We start from the raw sequence: 16,482 nt of genomic DNA, 5'->3' as shown, positions 1-16,482 counted from the left end.
ATGAGCGAATCCACGAACAACGGGTCAACGCCGGCACCCAAGGCGCCCGAGACGAATCGTTCGCACCGAAACCGCCGACGACTTGTGCTGCTCGGCAGCGTGCTGGTCGTGGCCCTGGTCACGATGGGCATGACCGCGCTGCTGGTCAACATTCTGGAACGTCGGCACGAGGGCGAACAGTTCGCCTTCCAGACGGTACAGCTGACCGACGAGAGCTACGATCCGGCGGAATGGGGCAAGAACTTCCCGCTGCATTACCAGATGTGGCAGGCGACCAGCGAAATGGTCCCCACGGATCACGGGGGCTCCAAACCCGTGCAGGTGACGATGGCGGACGGCACCACGCGGACCGCCACCGAGAGTCGCCTGGAGCACGATCCGCGGCTGGTGACGATGTGGACCGGGTACCCGTTCTCCGTGGCCTACCGCGAGGCTCGCGGGCACGCCTACATGCTCGAGGACCAGCGGCTGACGCGCCGCGTGCTGGAGTTCAACCAGCCTGGCGTGTGCCTGAACTGCCACGCCTCCACCTACCCCGTCATGAAGCAACTCGGCGACGGCGACATCAACAAGGGCTTCGAGATCATGAACAAGATGCCCTACGAAGAGGCCACCAAGCTCGCCGAGCACCCGGTCGCCTGCATCGACTGCCACGACGCCACCACCATGGAACTACGCATCACCCGCCCCGCATTCGCCGAAGGCATGAAAAAACTCAAGGCACATGAGGGCGTCACCGATTACGACGTGAACCGCGACGCCACCCCGGCGGAGATGCGTACGTTCGTCTGTGCGCAATGCCACGTCGAGTACTACTCGAGGGCGAGAGCAAGACGCTGACCTTCCCGTGGGGCAAGGGCCTGACGGTCGATTCGATCATGGCCGACTCCACCGATCACATCGACTGGGTCTATCCCTCCACGGGCACCAAGATGCTCAAGGCTCAGCACCCCGAGTTCGACCTCTCCCAGCAAGGCATCCACGCCGCCGCCGGCGTGGGCTGCGCCGACTGCCACATGCCGTACAAGCGGGAGGGAGCGGTCAAACTCACCGACCACCACATTCGCAGCCCGCTGCTCATGGTCAACAATGCCTGCCAGTCCTGCCACAGCGTGTCCGAAGACGACCTGAACAGCCGAGTCAAGACCATTCAGGACCGATTCATCCACAGCCGCGATGTGGCGATGGATTCGCTGCTGGCGCTCATCACCGACCTGGAGAAGGCGCAGACCGACGGCACCGAAGCCAAGCGCATCGAAGTCGCCCGCAGCTACCACCGCAAGGCGAGCTTCTTCATCGACTACCTGTACTCGGAGAACTCCTACGGGTTCCACGCGCCGGCCGAGTCCGGTCGCATCTTCGCCGACGCCATCGACGCGGCGCGCAAGGGCCAGGCGGCGCTGGCGGGCACGGTGACCGAGCCGGCGGAGCTGGACGGGCCCGACCAGAGCGGCCCGGCCCCCAGCCCCAAACCGGCGAACGCGACGGCCACACCGACCCCGCCGGCGACCCCGACGGTCACGGCACCCCCGAGCCCTGCGGGCACGCCCGGGGCCACCGGTACACCGTGAGAGCGGTCACCGGCGGGGGCGGCTCACCCGACGGTGACGATGCAGGACCACGGGCCCACAGTGGCCCCTGTGGCGGCCCGTGAAGAAGGCGGCGGTGTCGGGATGCATGCTCCCGGCACCGCCGCTTCACGGTGCGGGCCCGCGTCGGGCCGATCGCGCTGTACCCGCCTGATGTACCGCCCGATGGACTGGTCGGTACCCCCGGCGGTCGATAGAGGTCTACCCCGCCCATGCCCTCCGGTGGATTGTTGCGCCCGCACGACGCGGCGAGGGTGGGTGGGCAGCACATTCGCACCGACATTTCGCAGGGCCGCGAAAGAAGGAGCAGGGATTGGCATGACCACGGGTGCAGCAGGCGGGGCCGAGCCGCGCGACACCTCCTCGGATCTGGACGGGCGGCTACGCGCCTGGTTCGGCGTCGATCACAAGATCACCGACGCCGAGCTCGACGCGCTGCACGACGACCTGTTGCGCTATCTGGAGCACGCGCCGCAGCCGTTGCGCGCCTGGGCGCTGGAACAACAACGCACGGCCAAGGTCGCCCATGCGGCCCTGACCGCCGACGGCGCGGCCGCCGACGCCATCCCCTTGGCGCTGCGCGATCTCGGCGACATCGGCGAGCCGCCGCCGGTGCAGTATCAGCCGGCACCCCGGAAATCCAACACCCCGGTCACCGTGATGGCGCTGGTCGTCATCGTCCTTGGGGTGCTGTTCGGGGTGTATCAGCTCGGCGACCGGGCCTCCACCGCCGAGCAGGAGGCGGCCGCCACCGGCATGAACCAGAACATGGGCTCACGCGGCGGGCAGGGCATGGCGGCCGGGATGGGCATGGGCCAGACCCCGATCCCGATCGACCCCAAGGCTATCCAGGCGCTGGCGGCCAAGGTGGCCGCCGACGCCAAGGACACCGACGCCATGCGGGAGTTGGCCAACATGTACGTGCAGGCCGCGGACTACTCCCAGGCGGCTCACTGGCAGACGGCCGTGCTGCAGGTGACCCCGAACGACACCGACGCCCGCCTGGCCCTGGGCGCCAGCCTGTTCAACCAGGGCAACATGGCGGCGGCCGAGAAGGAATGGCGCGAGGTGCTGCGCATCGACCCCAAGGTGGCTGAAGCGCACTACGACCTGGGCTTCTTGTACCTGTCCAAGACTCCCGCCGACGTCAAGGCAGCGGAGGCCGAGTGGACCAAGGTCGCCGAGCTCGCCCCCGGCTCTCAGATCGCCAAGACCGCCACGGCGCACCTGGAGCGGATGGCCAGAATGCCCGCCAATCACCCGCCGGTCTCCGGCGCCACGAGCCCGGCCGCCACGCCGAGCACCGTGCCCGAACCCTCCACGACCAAGTAGCCCGCGATGATCGCCTCGACGCTCCTCGCGCTGCCGCTCGTGGTGGCCGCCGGGGTGCTGTCCTTCGCCTCCCCGTGCTTCCTACCCGTGGTGCCGGTCTTCGTCAGTTACCTCATGGGTGGGCAGGCGGAGGCGTTGGCCGCGGGGAGCGCCGAGTCGCGGATCGACGATCACCTCGCGGCGGCACGGATGCGGCAACTGCGCCGGGCCGCGGCGGCCCAGGCCGTCGTGTTCGTCCTCGGCTTCACGCTCGTGTTCGTCGCTGTCTGGGCCTCGGTCGGCCTGCTCGGTCACGTGCTGGGCCCCTACCGCGGCACCCTGCGGATCGTCGGCGGCGTCGTCATCGTCGTCCTGGGCCTGCACGTGGCGGGCCTCATCGAGCTGCCGTTCCTGCGTCGTCAGGTGCGCGTGCCGATGAGCACGGTATTGCGGGCGGCCGGTGACTCCCCTGGCCACCCCCGGGGAACGCTCGGCCACCCGGAGACTCGCGGCGGGCAGCGCCCCGACACCGTCGCGACCGCTGCTCCGCCCGGCGTTCCCGCCCCGGCGGCCCTGCGTCCCAGCTACCGCCGCTCGCTGCTCATGGGTTTGGCCTTCGGGGCCGGGTGGACCCCCTGCATCGGCCCCACCCTCGGCGCCGTGATCGGGCTCGCGTCGACCGGAGACAGTCTGGGCCAGGGGATTGTGTTGCTGCTCGCCTACTGCCTGGGCCTGGGCATTCCGTTCGTGCTGGTCACCCTGGGCGCCCACGCGGTGCAGCGCCGCATGCGCGCGCTCGCCGGGCACCACACCACCGTGAGCCTGATCAGCGGCGGCCTGCTCGTGCTGCTCGGGTTCGCGATGATTGCCGATCTCTTCGGCCGGCTCACCGGCCTGCTGCCCACCTACGGTCTGTGAGGAACGTGACGATGACCCGATCCGTCGACCTGGCCGGCCCGCAGGTGCTCGCCCGCACCATCGACGACTCGCGCTCCGGTCCCGGGGCGCCGCCACCCCAGACACCCCCGCCGCCACCGACCGCGCGGCGCGGCGGCGGCCGCGGTCCCCGCAAGCGTGGCTCAAGCCTGCTGCACCGGATCGCCCGCAAGACTGTGGCGTTCTTCTACAACAAGCAGACGGCCATCGCGATCATCCTGTTCATGGCGTTCCTGACGCTGGTCGGCACGATGATCCAGCAGTCGCCCGACGGGGTGCGTGGCGACCCGGAGGCCTACGCCTCGTGGATCGACCGCAACCGCCCGCGCTACGGCGGCTGGACGGACATCCTGGCGACGCTGGGCTTCTACCACGTCTTCGCATCGTGGTGGTTCAAGATCACCACGATCATGCTGACGCTGAGCATCATCGCGTGCACCGCGCACCGCTGCCCGCAACTGTGGCAGCGCTCGATGCACCCGCACACCCATGCCGGCGAACGCTTCTTCGACCACGCCGGCCTCCGAGCGGATGTCGTCGTCGCCGGCACCCCCGAGCAGGCCCGAGCCGGCGTCGAGGACGTGCTGCGCGCCCACCACTACCGCATCCTGAGCAACCCCAAGGACCCGCAGCGGTCCAGCTACGCCGACCGCTTCAGGTACGCCCCGTTCTCCACGCTCGTCGCGCACACCGCCTTCGTCGTCATCCTGCTCGGGGTGCTCATCACCTCCGCCCTCGGATTCCGCCTCAACGAGTTTCCGGTGACCGTGGGGCAGAGCCGGGCCGTCGGGCAGGACACCGACCTGACGATCCAGGTCAACTCGTTCAGCGACAGCTACCACCCCGACGGCCAGCCGATGGACTTCGTCTCCGACATCACCTTGTTCGACGGCGGCCGGCAGGTCGCGCGCCAGGAGATCCGCGTCAACACTCCGCTGGCCTACGACGGCGTGATGATCTACCAGTCCTACTTCGGCATCGCCGCGATGATGCGGATCACTGACACAACCGGCACCGTGCTCTTCGACGGCGGGGTGCCGCTGCAGTACACGACCGACGACGAGCGGCACGTCTTCGGCTCGGTGACCCTGCCCGAGCACGGCATGAAGCTGTGGATCATCACCGCCGCCTCCGGTCGGCTCGACGCACTGGTCGCGCCGGGCCAGGTACAGGTCGACGCCGTGCCCGTCGAGGCCACCGAACGCACCGATTCCGCGCTGTTGGACCAGGGCTCCACTTCGCAGGTCGAGGGACTCAACGTCACGTTTCACCGCGAGCGTCAGTTCACCGGGCTGTCGGTGGCCCGTGACCGGGGCGCGATCGTCGTGTGGATCGGTGCAGGCCTGATGTCCGTGGGCTTCCTGCTGACGTTCTTCGTCAAGCAGCGCCGCCTGTGGGTACGGGTCCGCCCGATCGAACCCGGCCATCCCTCCTACGTGCCGGGCGCGCCGCGGTCGCGGGTGCGCATCGCCTCCGCCGACCGCTTCGACATCGGCTACGAACGCCGCTTCCGCCGCATGGTCGCTCAGGTCGTGGCGCAGTCCCGCGGCCGCACCGGCCCGGCGGATCCGGCCCACCTGCCCAGCTCCACCCACCGCCCCGGCTGAAAGGTCTGGACATGTTCGACATCTCGCAATACGCCCTCCTGGCGGCCACCGGGCTGGTCGCGATCGCCGTCGTGGCCCACGTCGTCATCGCCGTGCGCTATCGCCGGCACGAGGAGGACCGCTCGACCCAACGCCCCCGCTCCCACGCCATGGCCGGCGGACCCGCAACCCCCGGCTCCGGTACTGGCCCGGAGGCGGTCGATGAGTTCGGCAACCCGCTCGACGCGGTCGTCGGCTACGACCCGGACCGCGGTGCGGGGTCCAGCGACCGGCCCTTCGGACTCGTCTGGTACGCCGAGAAGGTCGTGCAGTTAGCCGCGATCTTCCTGAGCATCAACCTCGTCACCCGCGCCATCACCACGGGGCACGGGCCGTGGGCCAACCAGCACGAGTTCGCGGTCGCGTTCTCCTGGGGGATCCTCGTGGCCTACGTGCTGTTCGCGTGGCGTTACCGGGTGCGCATGCTCGGGCTCGTCGTGTTGCCTGTCGCGTTGGCGATGCTCATCTACGCCGACACGGTCGAGGCGCAGGTGCGGCCGCTTGTACCGGCGTTGCACAACAACCTGATGTTGACGATCCACGTGGCCTGCGCCGTGCTGGCCTACGGTGCCGGAGCGGTCGCGTTCGGCGCGGCCGTCATGTACCTGGTGCATCCGCACGTGCGCGGGCGCGGTCTGCCGAGTCGGCAACTGCTCGACGAGATCGGCTACCGCTCCGCGATCGTCACCTACCCGCTGCTGACGGTCATGATCATCCTCGGGGCGGTCTGGGCCAATGTCGCCTGGGGCCGCTACTGGAGCTGGGACCCCAAGGAGACCGCGGCCCTGGTCACCTGGCTCATCTACGGCGCCTACCTGCACGCCCGCGTCGCCCGCGACTGGCGCGGTGAGCGCGCCGCGTGGCTGCTGATCCTGGGCTTCGTCGCGATCCTGTTCACCTACTTCGGCAACCTTTTTCTCGGTGGCCTGCACTCCTACGCCTGAGGCACGGCGATGACCAACGACCTGGACACCTCCGCCTCCGGCCGGCCCTCCCCTCCGGCCGCGGACGAGGCCGGCGACCCGGTCCCCCAGAAGGACTGGCGGGCCAAGCTGCGCGGCAGCCGCACGGGCACGATCGCGGTGCTCGCCGTGACCGCGCTGCTGGTGACCGTCGGGGCCTACCTCGTGCGCCCCGGCTCAGACCCGGCGGCCGGCCCCCAGGGCGGTGTGGAGGCGGTGCAACTTACCGGCGGAACCGGCCCGGCGCCGGCGCTCGAGCAGAGCGCCCCGGACTTCACGGTGCGCTCCACGAAGGGCGCGGAGATCTCGCTGGCATCCCTGCGCGGCCGACCGGTGTGGCTGACGTTCGGCGCCTCGTGGTGCTCGGCTTGCCGCGTGGAGGCGCCCGACATCCAGGCGGCCCACGCCGCCGCCGACCCGGATGGCCTGGCCGTCGTCGCCGTCTACCTTTCCGAGGACACCCTGACCGTGCAGCAGTTCGCCGACCGGCTGGGGCTGACGTTCGCGCACGTGCCGGATCCCCAGACCGCGCTGGCGGCGAACTACCGCGTCATGGGCATCCCGGCGCACTTCTTCATCGACCGCCAAGGGGTGTTGCGGGCCACCCACGTCGGCATCGTCTCGGAGGAGAAGATCGAACAGGTGCTGACCCAGATTCAGTGACGCCGCGACTCCCGATCAGCTCACCGCACGAGGCGCAGCGCGAAGGCCTCGTCGCCGCGCGCCAACTCTTCTGCCACGCCCACTGCGTAGACCGCAGCGGTCGCGCTCTTGCGGTGCTCGCCGCCGCTCGCCATGGTCGTGACCGTAGCTGGACTCTGTGATCCCGTGCGGTCATTCGACCCGCGCTCACTCGTCGCGGGAGTACAGCAGCAGGTCGTAGGCCTCGCGGATGTGCGCCTCGACGGCCGCCGCGGCGGTGTCGCCGTCGCCGGCTTCGACCGCGGCGAGGATGTCGCGGTGCCCCCGGTCCAGGGCGGCCGCAAGGGTGGGCCAATCGCCACTGCGGTGGAAGGCACCGAGGATCGGGGCGCGCATCGAGGCGCGGATGGCGGTGGTCATGTCGGCCACGAGCGTGTTGCCGCCCGCCTGGGCCAGCGCGATGTGGAACTCGAAGTCCAGTTCGTTGAACTGCTCGCGCGGCAGCTCCGGCGCCGCCATCGCCTCCATGAGGGCCCGCAGTTGGGCGAGCTGCTCGGGGTTCGCGTGCCGGCTGGCCAGGCGCACGCTGCCGCGCTCGAGCATGACCCGGGCCTCGATGACATCGGGCATCGGGAAGTTGGCCAGCGCCACATGCAACCGCAGGAACCTGGTCAACGCCTGACTCGGGAGGGAGCTGATCGTGGTACCGCCGTCGCGCCCGACCCCGACCGCGGAGGTGAGCACCCCCTGGGCCTCCAGGGAGCGGATGGCCTCGCGGACCGCGGCCCGGCTGACCCCGAGCATCGAGGCGAGGTCGCGCTCGGCCGGCAATCGGTCGCCGACGCGCAGGGCGCCGGAGAGGATCTGCTCCTCGATCCGGTCGACGACCAGCTCGTAGGCCTTGGCCTGGGCAACGGGTTGCCAGGCTCCTTTCGCGGCGCCGGCCACGCTGCCACCACCCTCTCCGATCGTTGATCCGGGCTTCGACGCCCGAGCCTCGACGGTCGCCCGTCGATGCCTGCGGTCGGTTGCGCAGATTTCGCAGAGGATTCTGTGCGCGAACGCTTGACGGCCTTCCCTCGCTCATTCTACGGTAGGTGGCGAATGGTCTGACCATTAACCGGGTTGGCCTTTCCAGAACCCTAGTCGTCCCCACCCGCGGGACCCTCACAGAGCTCGGAGTTGCGCTCATGATCGCGGCCTACCAGCCGGACCTCGCCCCCCTCGGCGGGTCGTTGGCCCTGTCGGCGCTCGTCGCCTGCCTACCTCTTCTGACGATCTTCATCACCCTCGGCGGGCTGCGCTGGAAGGCGCACATCGCCGGCCTGACGGCCCTGGGCGTGGCGCTGCTCGTCGCGATCCTCATCTACCGGATGCCGCCGCTGCTGGCCTTCGGTTCCGCGGTGCAGGGCGGCGTGTTCGGCCTGTTCCCCATCATGTGGATCGTCTTCAACGCGATCGTGCTGTACGAGATCACCGTGCACAGCGGCCGCTTCGAAGACCTGCGCAAGGTCTTCGACCTCATCTCCGACGACCCGCGCGTGCAGGCCATCGTCATCGCGTTCTGCTTCGGCGGCCTCATGGAGGCGCTCGCCGGCTTCGGCGCCCCCGTGGCCATCACCGGCGTCATGCTCATGGCCGTCGGCTTCTCGGCGCTGCGCGCCGCCACCGTCGTGCTCCTGGCCAACACCGCGCCCGTCGCCTTCGGCGCGATCGGCACCCCGATCCTGACGGCCGGCCGCCTCACCCACATCGACCCGGCGACGATCGGCGCCTACGTGGGCCACCAGACTCCGATCATCGCGTTCTTCGTGCCGATGTTCATCGCCTTCCTCACCGACGGCAAGCGCGGACTGCGGCAGACGTGGCCCCTGGCGGTCGTGGCCGGCGCGGTCTTCGGCGTGACCCAGTGGATCAGCGCGACGTACATCTCGATGGAGCTGACCGACATCATCTCCTCGCTGTGCGGGCTGGCCGCGATCGTCGTCATGCTGCGCTTCTGGCAGCCGCAGGGTCGCGATGAGGCCCGCGCCTCCCTGTTCGAGGCGCACCAGCGCGAGATCGCCGAGCTCGGCGCGAGCGACCCCAACGACCCCACCGGCACGATGGCGGGCGCCGGTCACAGCGGGGGCGCAGGCGCGGCCACCGCGACCCAGACCCGGCAGGACACCTCCCCGCTGACCGGCGGGCGCATCTTCATGGCCCTCTTCCCGTACCTGCTGGTCATCGCGTTCTTCACGGTCGCCAAGCTCGTCCCTGCGGCCAACGCGGCGCTGACCGCCACCGATCTCAAGATCCCGTGGCCGGGCCTGGACGGTCAGGTACTCACCGCGGCGGGCACCCCTAACTCCTCGACCGTCTACACGTTCACGTGGCTGTCGAGTCCCGGCACGATCCTGCTCATCTGCGGGCTCATCGTCGCCTTCGCCTACCGGGTGAGCCTGGCCGACTGGGCCAAGGTCGTGGCGTTCAACGCGCACAAGATGCGCTTCGCGATCCTGACGGTCGCGACGGTCCTCTCGTTGGCGTACGTCATGAACCTCTCCGGGCAGACGATCACCATCGGTCACTGGATCGCCGGCACCGGCGCCGCGTTCGCGTTCCTGTCCCCCGTGCTGGGCTGGCTGGGCACCGCCGTCACCGGCTCGGACACGTCCGCGAACGCGCTGTTCGCCACCTTGCAGCAGACCGCGGCGCAGGAGATCGGCATCGACCCGACGCTGCTGGTGGCGGCCAACACCTCCGGCGGGGTCGTCGGCAAGATGATCAGTCCGCAGAACCTGACGATCGCCGCCACGGCCGTGGGGCTGCTCGGTCGCGAGGCCGACATCTTCCGCAAGGTCATCTGGTGGAGCCTGAGCCTGCTCGTGGTCATGTGCCTGATCGTCGGTCTGCAATCCACCCCCGTGCTCAGCTGGATGCTGCCGTGAGCGACCCGACAGCACCCAATGTTTGCTTGGATGGAGACATGAGCTCCGGCACCGCAGTGCAAAGTCCCCGTGTGGCGCTCTTCGCCACGTGCGCCAACGACGTGATGTTCCCGGACACGCCCAAGGCGGTGGTGCAGATCCTGGAGCGGCTGGGCTGCACGGTCGTGTTCCCCGAGAAGCAGACGTGTTGCGGGCAGCCGTTCGCCAACAGCGGCTACTTCACCGAGAGCGTGCCGCTCGTGCGTAACTACGTCGACACCTTCGGGCCGTACGACTACATCGTCGGCCCCTCGGGCAGCTGCGTGGGGGCCGTGCGGCACCAGCACGAGATGCTCGCCGAGCACGGCGGTGACGCCGGGTTGGCGCGGGCCGCGCACGAGGTCGCGGGCCGCACCTACGACATCAGCGAGTTTCTCGTCGACGTGCTCGGCGTCACCGACGTCGGGGCGTTCTTTCCGCACAAGGTGACGTACCACCCGACGTGCCACTCGATGCGGATCGCGCACGTCGGCGACAAGCCGATGCGGTTGCTGTCGGCGGTCCGGGGCATCACGATCCTCGACCTGGAGGACGCGGACCGCTGCTGCGGTTTCGGCGGCACGTTCGCGATGAAGAACCCGGATGTCTCCGTGGCGATGGCCGGCGACAAGGCCCGGCACGTCGCCGACACCGGCGCCGAGTACCTCGTGGCGGGCGACAACCTGTGCCTGCTGAACATCACCGGGGTGCTGAACCGCCAGCACGCCGGCGTCAAACCGATCCACCTGGCGCAGATCCTGGCGAGCACCGAGGAGGAGCACGTATGAGCATCCCCGTCGCCGGCCACCCGGCCCCCCGCTACGAGGGCAAGCCGCGGCTGACCCCCGCGCCGCCCGAGGGCGAGCTGCACGAGGCTCCGGGCTTCCCCACGCAGGCCAAGGTCGAGTTGGAGAACCCGGTGCAGCGCGGCAACCTGCACCACGCGATGACCACGATCCGCACCAAGCGGCAGCGGGTCGTCGACGAGCTCGACCACTGGGAAGATCTGCGGCTGGCCGGTGAGGCCATTAAGAACCGCACGCTGCGCCACCTCGACACCTACGCGCTACAGTTGGAGGCGTCGCTGACGGCGGCGGGTTCGGTGGTGCACTGGGCGCGGGATGCGGCCGAGGCCAACGAGATCGCGGTGCGCCTGGTCAAGGAGGCGTTGGCCGACGAGGACGTGACCTACGACGGCACGGGGCAGGTCGGCGACGAGGTCGTCAAGGTCAAGTCGATGGTCACCCAGGAGATCGCGCTCAACGAGGCGTTGGAGGCCGACGGTATCGCGGCGTGGGAGACGGACCTGGCCGAGATCATCGTCCAGCTCGGGCACGACCGGCCGAGCCACTTCCTCGTGCCCGCGATCCACCGCAACCGCGCGGAGGTGCGCGAGATCTTCCTCGCGGAGATGGGCAACTACGGCAAGCCCGCGCCGGAGGATCTGGACAGCGAGCCGCGCAACCTCGCGGGGGCGGCGCGGCTGCACCTGCGCGAGAAGTTCCTGCGCGCCAAGGTCGGGATCTCGGGGGCGAACTTCGCGGTCGCCGACACCGGCACGCTGGCGGTCGTGGAGTCCGAGGGCAACGGGCGCATGTGCCTGACGCTGCCGCAGACGCTCATCACGATCGTCGGCATCGAGAAGATCGTGCCGACGCTGGAAGACCTCGAGGTGTTCCTGCAGCTGCTGCCGCGCTCGTCGACGGCCGAGCGGATGAACCCGTACACGTCGCTGTGGACCGGCCCCACCGAGGGCGACGGTCCGGAGAAGATGCACGTCATCCTGCTGGACAACGGCCGCACGCACGTGCTGCAGGACCCCAAGGGTCGGGCGGCGCTGCGCTGCATCCGCTGCACGGCGTGCCTGAACGTGTGCCCGGTGTACGAGAAGGTCGGCGGGCACGCCTACGGCTCGGTGTACCCGGGGCCGATCGGTTCGATCCTCACGCCGCAGTTGCGAGGGGTCGGCGCGCAGATGTCGACGGTCGACGCCACGTTGCCGTTCGCCTCCTCGCTGTGCGGGGCGTGCTCGGACGTGTGCCCGGTGCGCATACCCATCGCGGACCTGCTCGTGCACATGCGCAACAAGGTCGTGGAGGCCAAGAAGGCCAAGGGCAAGATCAGCAACCGGCACGTGCCGTTCATCGCGCACGGTGAGCCGGCGGCGATGACGGCGGCGGCGTGGATGATGGCCGACTCGCGTCGGTGGGCCGCGGGGACGAAGGCCGCCGGGCTCGGTGGTTTGGTGCTCAAGCGGGCCGACCACCTGGGGCCGCTGCCGTGGCCGCTGAGCAAGTGGACCAACGCCCGCGACGTGCCGATTCCGCCGCAGGAGTCGTTCCGGAGCTGGTGGAAGCGCGAGCGTGGAGGAGAGGCGTGATGAGCACGCAGACGTCGGCCGGTTCGTCGGCCAGTTCGGCCAAGGACGAGATTCTCGCGCGGATCCGGCACGCGTTGGTCGACGTGCCCGACGCGTCGGTCGAGCAGGACACGCCGATCGCGTGGGAGTACGGCCGGGCGACCCGCGAGGGCAACGTGCTGGAGGTCTTCATCGACCGGGTCGTGGACTACAAGGCCGAGTTGGTGCGGTGCGCTCCGGAGGAGGTGCCGGCCAAGGTCGTCGCGGGTCTGCAGGCGCACGGGGTGCGCAGCGTCGTGCTGCCCGCGGGCATCGATGGCTCGTGGCGCGAGGCGATCGAGGCGGCGGGCATCGAGGTGCGCGGTGACGAGCCGCGCCTGTCGCGGGCGCAACTGGACGAGACCGACGGGGTCGTCACGGCATGCGCCGTCGGGTCAGCGGAGACCGGCACGATCATGCTCGACCACGGCCCCGACCAGGGCCGACGCGCCCTATCGCTCGTGCCCGACGTGCACGTCTGCGTCATCCGCGCCGACCAGGTCGTCTCCGACGTCCCGGAGGCCGTGGCCCGCACCGCCGCCGCCCTGCGCGCCGGCCAGCCCAGCACCTGGATCTCCGGCGGGAGCGCCACCAGCGACATCGAGTTGTCGCGCGTCGAAGGGGTGCACGGCCCGCGGACCCTGCACGTCGTTCTGGCGGAGTAGTCACACACGAGGAGCCACACACGAGTATTGGCGTTCTGCCCTGGCAACGCCAGGCGAGTCGTTGACTTAGAGGCCCGCTGCGCGCAGGATTAACCCACCAACTGCGGTACCGGGGGGACACACGGCGCGCCAGTTGCGCGCACATGAGCTTTCAGGGGAGCAACGTGTCCACACTGCCTGTCCTCGGGTCTTGAGAGTTGTCCGTGTGGTGACGGGCGCTGCCAGCGAGCACATCGACATCAACGATGTCAGCTTTACCTACCCCCGGCGATCTATCCCGGCGCTTGACATGGTCAATGCTCATTGGCCGCGCGGCGTCACTGCTCTACTAGGCGCCAATGGGTCGGGCAAGACAACGCTGATGACCATCGTGGCCGGCCTTCGGCGGCCGACGTCTGGAGAGGTGTCGGCCGCCGACGGGACCGCGCAATCGGTGGGCTACCTGCCGCAGGACGCAGGTTGGCCACCGAGCTTTACCGTGGGCGAGCTTCTCGAATACACGGTGTGGTGGCGGCGCGTTCCGCGCAATCAGCGATCGACAGCCTGTCGGCGCGCGGCGGAGGCCGTTGGATTGGGACATCGCGAACGCGCGAAGATCGGCGAATTGTCGGGCGGGCAACGGCGGCGAGCGATGATCGCCCAGGCCATGGTCCATTCGCCCCGCCTGCTAATCCTGGACGAGCCGACCGCTGGCCTTGACCCCGAGCAGCGGGTGGGAGTCCGCGAGACTTTGGCGAGCCTCAAAGACACGACCACGGTCATCATCTCGACGCACATCATCGATGATGTCGATCGCATCTGCGATCACGTCACGGTACTCAACGACGGGGCGTCGGTATTCGACGGCGACGTCGCGGCGTTCCTGTCTCCCGGCGGAACACCGGCCTCTCGAGACGATGGTCGCAGCAGAATGGAACGCAGCTACCTGCAGGTGCTCGCGGACGCTCGCGCCAGCGGCACGCAGAGGTAGCCGGTGCGCACCTTCCTTATCGCCTTCCGCCGCAGCGCGGGAATGTACGCCTTTCCCGGAGCCCTGCTCGTGCATCTCCTGAATCTCGGACAGGTCGGCACTCAGGTCTCCTACGAGTGGCGCATCGCTGCGGCGTCCGTGTCGACGGCCATGGTCATCACGATGCCGCTGGCCGCCGCCACCGCTGCCGCCGACTCACTGCGCTATCGGCGCGTTGGTGCCCAAGACCTGGTGCTGACGCCGGGTTCGCGGCTCGCCTTTCACACCCTGCGGACCTTGGCCGTGTGGGCGTGGTTCGTGCTGGCCCACACCGTCGCCCTCGCTGCCCATTGGGTGCTGGCGATGCGCGCGCACGGTTCCTTCGGGTTGTTCGATCCGTGGATCGCCTACTCCTCCACGCTGGTGCTCCTTGCCGCCGCAGCCCTCGGCACCTTGGTCGGCTGGCTGGTGCCGCGATTCGTCACACCGCCGCTGCTGGCGGTAGTCCTCTATGTCGTGCCCGCCTACGGTGGGCTGCTCACGTCACGGCACGCCCTGATGTACTCCGGTGCCGTGGAGTTCCCTGGTGAACATGTGAACCGCTTCCTCCAGTCCGGGCAGGTCGTGTGGTTTCTAGCGGTCACCGCTACATGTTTGCTCGCGCTGTCGGCTCAAGCCGCCTGGGGCAAGGCGGCCACAGCAGTCTGCGCGGTGGCCCTCCTGGCCGGCTACGTATGGGTGGGCATCGGAGCGCAGCAGCGCTACTTGGTCGCCGACGCCTCACCGCCACCCATGGTCTGCGTCGGCACCGCACCCACGGTATGCACCTTCGCCGAATCCCCCCGGGCCGCGTACGACGTAGCGCCCATGATCGTAGCCGTGAACGCCGCGGTAGTCTCGACGGTCCCGGATGCGCGACCTGCCGCACGCATCGTCCCTTGCCGTCGTCAGGACCGGCCTCCGACACCGTCGTGGCCATGACGATGGCGCCGCCCTACCTCTCCGCGCCGGACGCCGCCCACGACCTGCTGCTGCACGCGGCTGGCTGCGACCCACTGGCCGCCGCAGAGGAGGGAGTTTCCCCCTCGCCGGACCTCATCGACGCCGTTGTCGCCGCCTCTCGATCGTCAGGGCCCGAGGCTCCTCCCGAAACGGCACGCAGTGAGGCCGCCCGGCTCGCGAGCCACTGTCGCGGGATGGCCGCTCGCGTCCCCGACAACGCATCATCGTGAAGGCGCTACGCGGTCCGTGGCTCTTCTGCCGATCTCGGCAGGGGCTGGCTCTGCTGCCACTCTTGATGGCGCACGCAGCGGTACTGACGCTCATGCCGGCGGGTCCGATCGAGGTACCGATGCGCGAAGGGCTGGGCATCGCGCTGTTCCCGCTTGTGGTCGCACTGGCCCCCGCCCTCGTGGGCCTCGCCTGCTTCAGCGCCATGCCACAGGTCGAGGGCCGCAGCCCGTTCTTGCGACGGGCGCGGGCGCTGTGGTGGCTTGGCATGTGGGCCGCGTTCGCCCTGGTCGGTGGAGTCGTGGCTGTCGCCACGGGCGCGAGCCCAGTGGTGGGCTACTTCGGGGAGGACGGCTCAGCACTCACCGTCACTGCGCTCTCCGACTCCGCCGTACTCGTGGCCCTTCGGAACATCAGCCTCGTCATGGCCATCTCCTCCCTGACTCTCGTTCGCTTCGGCCGGGATAGCTCCTGGGCTCCGGCACTGCTGTTGCTGGGTATCAGCGCGGTCTTCGGCACCGACCCCCGCACCGGGGACGCGGAGGCCTGGGCCCTCCTGCAGCGCCCGGCGACCGAGCCCGCCCCCCTGCTGATCACCGTTGCGCTCACCGCGCTGGCGTGGGGCTTGTACTCGTGGCGCGACGCCGCACGCTGAACCGCCCGCCCTCAGGGGTTCATGATGGTGTGTGATGCATCTCACATCACGCTTCGTCCTGCTTGCGCCTGAGATCGCCTGCGCCCCAGCGCAATTCACAACCGATTTTACAAGTTCGAATCTCTCTGCGCGGCACCGTAATTCAGCTATTAGTAGCGTTGCTGCTACAAATCCTGTTCGATAGTGTTTCCCGTATGGAACCCACCGCAGCGGACCTCGTGACCTGGCTCGATGCCGGGTCCGCGACGCTGCTGGAGCACGCCGGCGATCTGACCCGGCTGGGTAGCGACGACCTGGCCGGGCTGGCCGCCGGGGCCGCGAAGATCGTGAATGCGGCGAAGGCGTTTCAGGCGGCCGTCGTGATGGAAGCGCGGGAGCGTGGAGTCATCGCGGCCTCTGACAACCCCAAGACCGCCGCGTGGGTCGAGCAGTCCTGCCGCGATGCCGGGGTGCCGCTGGCTCCGGCGCAGGCGCGCGGGCTCGATGAGGTCTCCCGGACCTGCTCGACCCCGGACGTCGCCCGGCTCAAGGACGCGGTCGTCGCCGGAGAG

17 protein-coding genes are annotated in these 16,482 nt (G+C 69.3%); 16 read left to right on the top strand and 1 reads right to left on the bottom strand.

All coding sequences use genetic code 11. The features are described 5' to 3' along the window. The 7 genes from KILIM_RS24540 (at position 1) to KILIM_RS01105 (ending at position 7,107) form a co-directional block, all read left to right on the top strand. The gene (locus tag KILIM_RS24540; RefSeq protein WP_169330726.1) at positions 1-840 is read left to right on the top strand and encodes an ammonia-forming cytochrome c nitrite reductase subunit c552; all 840 of its coding nucleotides are present in this window, start codon (positions 1-3) and stop codon (positions 838-840) included. Then, positions 798-1,571, top strand: coding sequence for an ammonia-forming cytochrome c nitrite reductase subunit c552 (locus KILIM_RS24535; RefSeq protein ID WP_006590760.1), 774 nt, complete (start codon positions 798-800; stop codon positions 1,569-1,571). Before KILIM_RS24540 ends, KILIM_RS24535 begins: the two co-directional genes overlap by 43 nt. Before the next feature lie 336 nt (positions 1,572-1,907). After that, entirely contained in the window at positions 1,908-2,921 is a 1,014-nt protein-coding gene (locus tag KILIM_RS01125) for a tetratricopeptide repeat protein (protein ID WP_006590759.1), read from the top strand. 6 nt (positions 2,922-2,927) lie between these two features. Then, positions 2,928-3,818: a cytochrome c biogenesis CcdA family protein gene (locus KILIM_RS01120; protein WP_006590758.1), complete on the top strand. Its 891-nt coding sequence runs from the start codon at positions 2,928-2,930 to the stop codon at positions 3,816-3,818. Between the two features lie 11 nt (positions 3,819-3,829). Then, positions 3,830-5,443, top strand: a complete 1,614-nt coding sequence (locus tag KILIM_RS01115; RefSeq protein ID WP_006590757.1) for a cytochrome c biogenesis ResB family protein — start codon at positions 3,830-3,832, stop codon at positions 5,441-5,443. An 11-nt stretch (positions 5,444-5,454) separates the two neighbouring features. Then, positions 5,455-6,426, top strand: a complete 972-nt coding sequence (gene ccsB / locus KILIM_RS01110; protein ID WP_006590756.1) for a c-type cytochrome biogenesis protein CcsB — start codon at positions 5,455-5,457, stop codon at positions 6,424-6,426. Positions 6,427-6,435: 9 nt separating this feature from the next. Then, entirely contained in the window at positions 6,436-7,107 is a 672-nt protein-coding gene (locus KILIM_RS01105; protein ID WP_006590755.1) for a TlpA family protein disulfide reductase, read from the top strand. 186 nt (positions 7,108-7,293) lie between these two features. On the opposite strand, the gene KILIM_RS01100 is transcribed toward KILIM_RS01105, so the two are convergent. Beyond that, the gene (locus KILIM_RS01100) at positions 7,294-8,034 is read right to left on the bottom strand and encodes a FadR/GntR family transcriptional regulator (RefSeq protein WP_006590754.1); all 741 of its coding nucleotides are present in this window, start codon (positions 8,032-8,034) and stop codon (positions 7,294-7,296) included. Positions 8,035-8,276: 242 nt separating this feature from the next. On the opposite strand from KILIM_RS01100, the gene KILIM_RS01095 reads away from it, so the two are divergent. From KILIM_RS01095 to KILIM_RS01060, 9 genes are all read left to right on the top strand, one after another. Next, complete coding sequence (locus KILIM_RS01095; protein WP_006590753.1) at positions 8,277-10,016, top strand: L-lactate permease; 1,740 nt, start codon at positions 8,277-8,279, stop codon at positions 10,014-10,016. A gap of 38 nt (positions 10,017-10,054) precedes the next feature. Beyond that, the gene (locus KILIM_RS01090; protein ID WP_006590752.1) at positions 10,055-10,822 is read left to right on the top strand and encodes a (Fe-S)-binding protein; all 768 of its coding nucleotides are present in this window, start codon (positions 10,055-10,057) and stop codon (positions 10,820-10,822) included. Then, on the top strand, positions 10,819-12,414 hold the full coding sequence (locus KILIM_RS01085; protein WP_006590751.1) for a lactate utilization protein B: 1,596 nt from the start codon (positions 10,819-10,821) through the stop codon (positions 12,412-12,414). The genes KILIM_RS01090 and KILIM_RS01085 overlap by 4 nt, the downstream gene beginning before the upstream one ends. Continuing rightward, a complete protein-coding gene (locus KILIM_RS01080; RefSeq protein ID WP_006590750.1) occupies positions 12,414-13,097 on the top strand; it encodes a LutC/YkgG family protein in 684 nt (227 codons plus the stop codon). Before KILIM_RS01085 ends, KILIM_RS01080 begins: the two co-directional genes overlap by 1 nt. A 205-nt stretch (positions 13,098-13,302) precedes the next feature. Continuing rightward, positions 13,303-14,067 (top strand): ABC transporter ATP-binding protein, encoded by a 765-nt coding sequence (locus KILIM_RS22995; protein WP_006590749.1) that lies wholly within the window; start codon positions 13,303-13,305, stop codon positions 14,065-14,067. Between the two features lie 3 nt (positions 14,068-14,070). Next, positions 14,071-15,027 carry a hypothetical protein gene (locus KILIM_RS01070; protein WP_006590748.1) on the top strand — a complete coding sequence of 319 codons (957 nt, stop codon included), beginning with the start codon at positions 14,071-14,073 and terminating at the stop codon, positions 15,025-15,027. Then, positions 15,024-15,278 carry a hypothetical protein gene (locus KILIM_RS23805; protein WP_157551380.1) on the top strand — a complete coding sequence of 85 codons (255 nt, stop codon included), beginning with the start codon at positions 15,024-15,026 and terminating at the stop codon, positions 15,276-15,278. Before KILIM_RS01070 ends, KILIM_RS23805 begins: the two co-directional genes overlap by 4 nt. A 119-nt stretch (positions 15,279-15,397) precedes the next feature. Continuing rightward, entirely contained in the window at positions 15,398-15,931 is a 534-nt protein-coding gene (locus KILIM_RS01065; RefSeq protein WP_006590746.1) for a hypothetical protein, read from the top strand. Between the two features lie 194 nt (positions 15,932-16,125). Next, the coding region (locus tag KILIM_RS01060) for a hypothetical protein (protein ID WP_006590745.1) at positions 16,126-16,482 on the top strand (357 nt) is incomplete at its 3' end.

The sequence above is a fragment of the Kineosphaera limosa NBRC 100340 genome (assembly GCF_000298215.1).
Classification (GTDB): Bacteria; Actinomycetota; Actinomycetes; order Actinomycetales; family Dermatophilaceae; genus Kineosphaera; species Kineosphaera limosa.
Note: the sequence above shows the minus strand (reverse complement) of the source record. Positions and strands in the feature narration are given on the sequence as shown.

Excerpts from the sequence above, each read along its gene's own strand:
- KILIM_RS24540 (WP_169330726.1), top strand. The coding sequence starts at position 1 with ATGAGCGAATCCACGAACAACGGGTCAACGCCGGCACCCAAGGCGCCC.
- KILIM_RS24535 (WP_006590760.1), top strand. The coding sequence starts at position 798 with ATGCCACGTCGAGTACTACTCGAGGGCGAGAGCAAGACGCTGACCTTC.
- KILIM_RS01125 (WP_006590759.1), top strand. The coding sequence starts at position 1,908 with ATGACCACGGGTGCAGCAGGCGGGGCCGAGCCGCGCGACACCTCCTCG.
- KILIM_RS01120 (WP_006590758.1), top strand. The coding sequence starts at position 2,928 with ATGATCGCCTCGACGCTCCTCGCGCTGCCGCTCGTGGTGGCCGCCGGG.
- KILIM_RS01115 (WP_006590757.1), top strand. The coding sequence starts at position 3,830 with ATGACCCGATCCGTCGACCTGGCCGGCCCGCAGGTGCTCGCCCGCACC.
- ccsB (WP_006590756.1), top strand. The coding sequence starts at position 5,455 with ATGTTCGACATCTCGCAATACGCCCTCCTGGCGGCCACCGGGCTGGTC.
- KILIM_RS01105 (WP_006590755.1), top strand. The coding sequence starts at position 6,436 with ATGACCAACGACCTGGACACCTCCGCCTCCGGCCGGCCCTCCCCTCCG.
- KILIM_RS01095 (WP_006590753.1), top strand. The coding sequence starts at position 8,277 with ATGATCGCGGCCTACCAGCCGGACCTCGCCCCCCTCGGCGGGTCGTTG.
- KILIM_RS01090 (WP_006590752.1), top strand. The coding sequence starts at position 10,055 with ATGAGCTCCGGCACCGCAGTGCAAAGTCCCCGTGTGGCGCTCTTCGCC.
- KILIM_RS01085 (WP_006590751.1), top strand. The coding sequence starts at position 10,819 with ATGAGCATCCCCGTCGCCGGCCACCCGGCCCCCCGCTACGAGGGCAAG.
- KILIM_RS01080 (WP_006590750.1), top strand. The coding sequence starts at position 12,414 with ATGAGCACGCAGACGTCGGCCGGTTCGTCGGCCAGTTCGGCCAAGGAC.
- KILIM_RS23805 (WP_157551380.1), top strand. The coding sequence starts at position 15,024 with ATGACGATGGCGCCGCCCTACCTCTCCGCGCCGGACGCCGCCCACGAC.
- KILIM_RS01065 (WP_006590746.1), top strand. The coding sequence starts at position 15,398 with ATGCGCGAAGGGCTGGGCATCGCGCTGTTCCCGCTTGTGGTCGCACTG.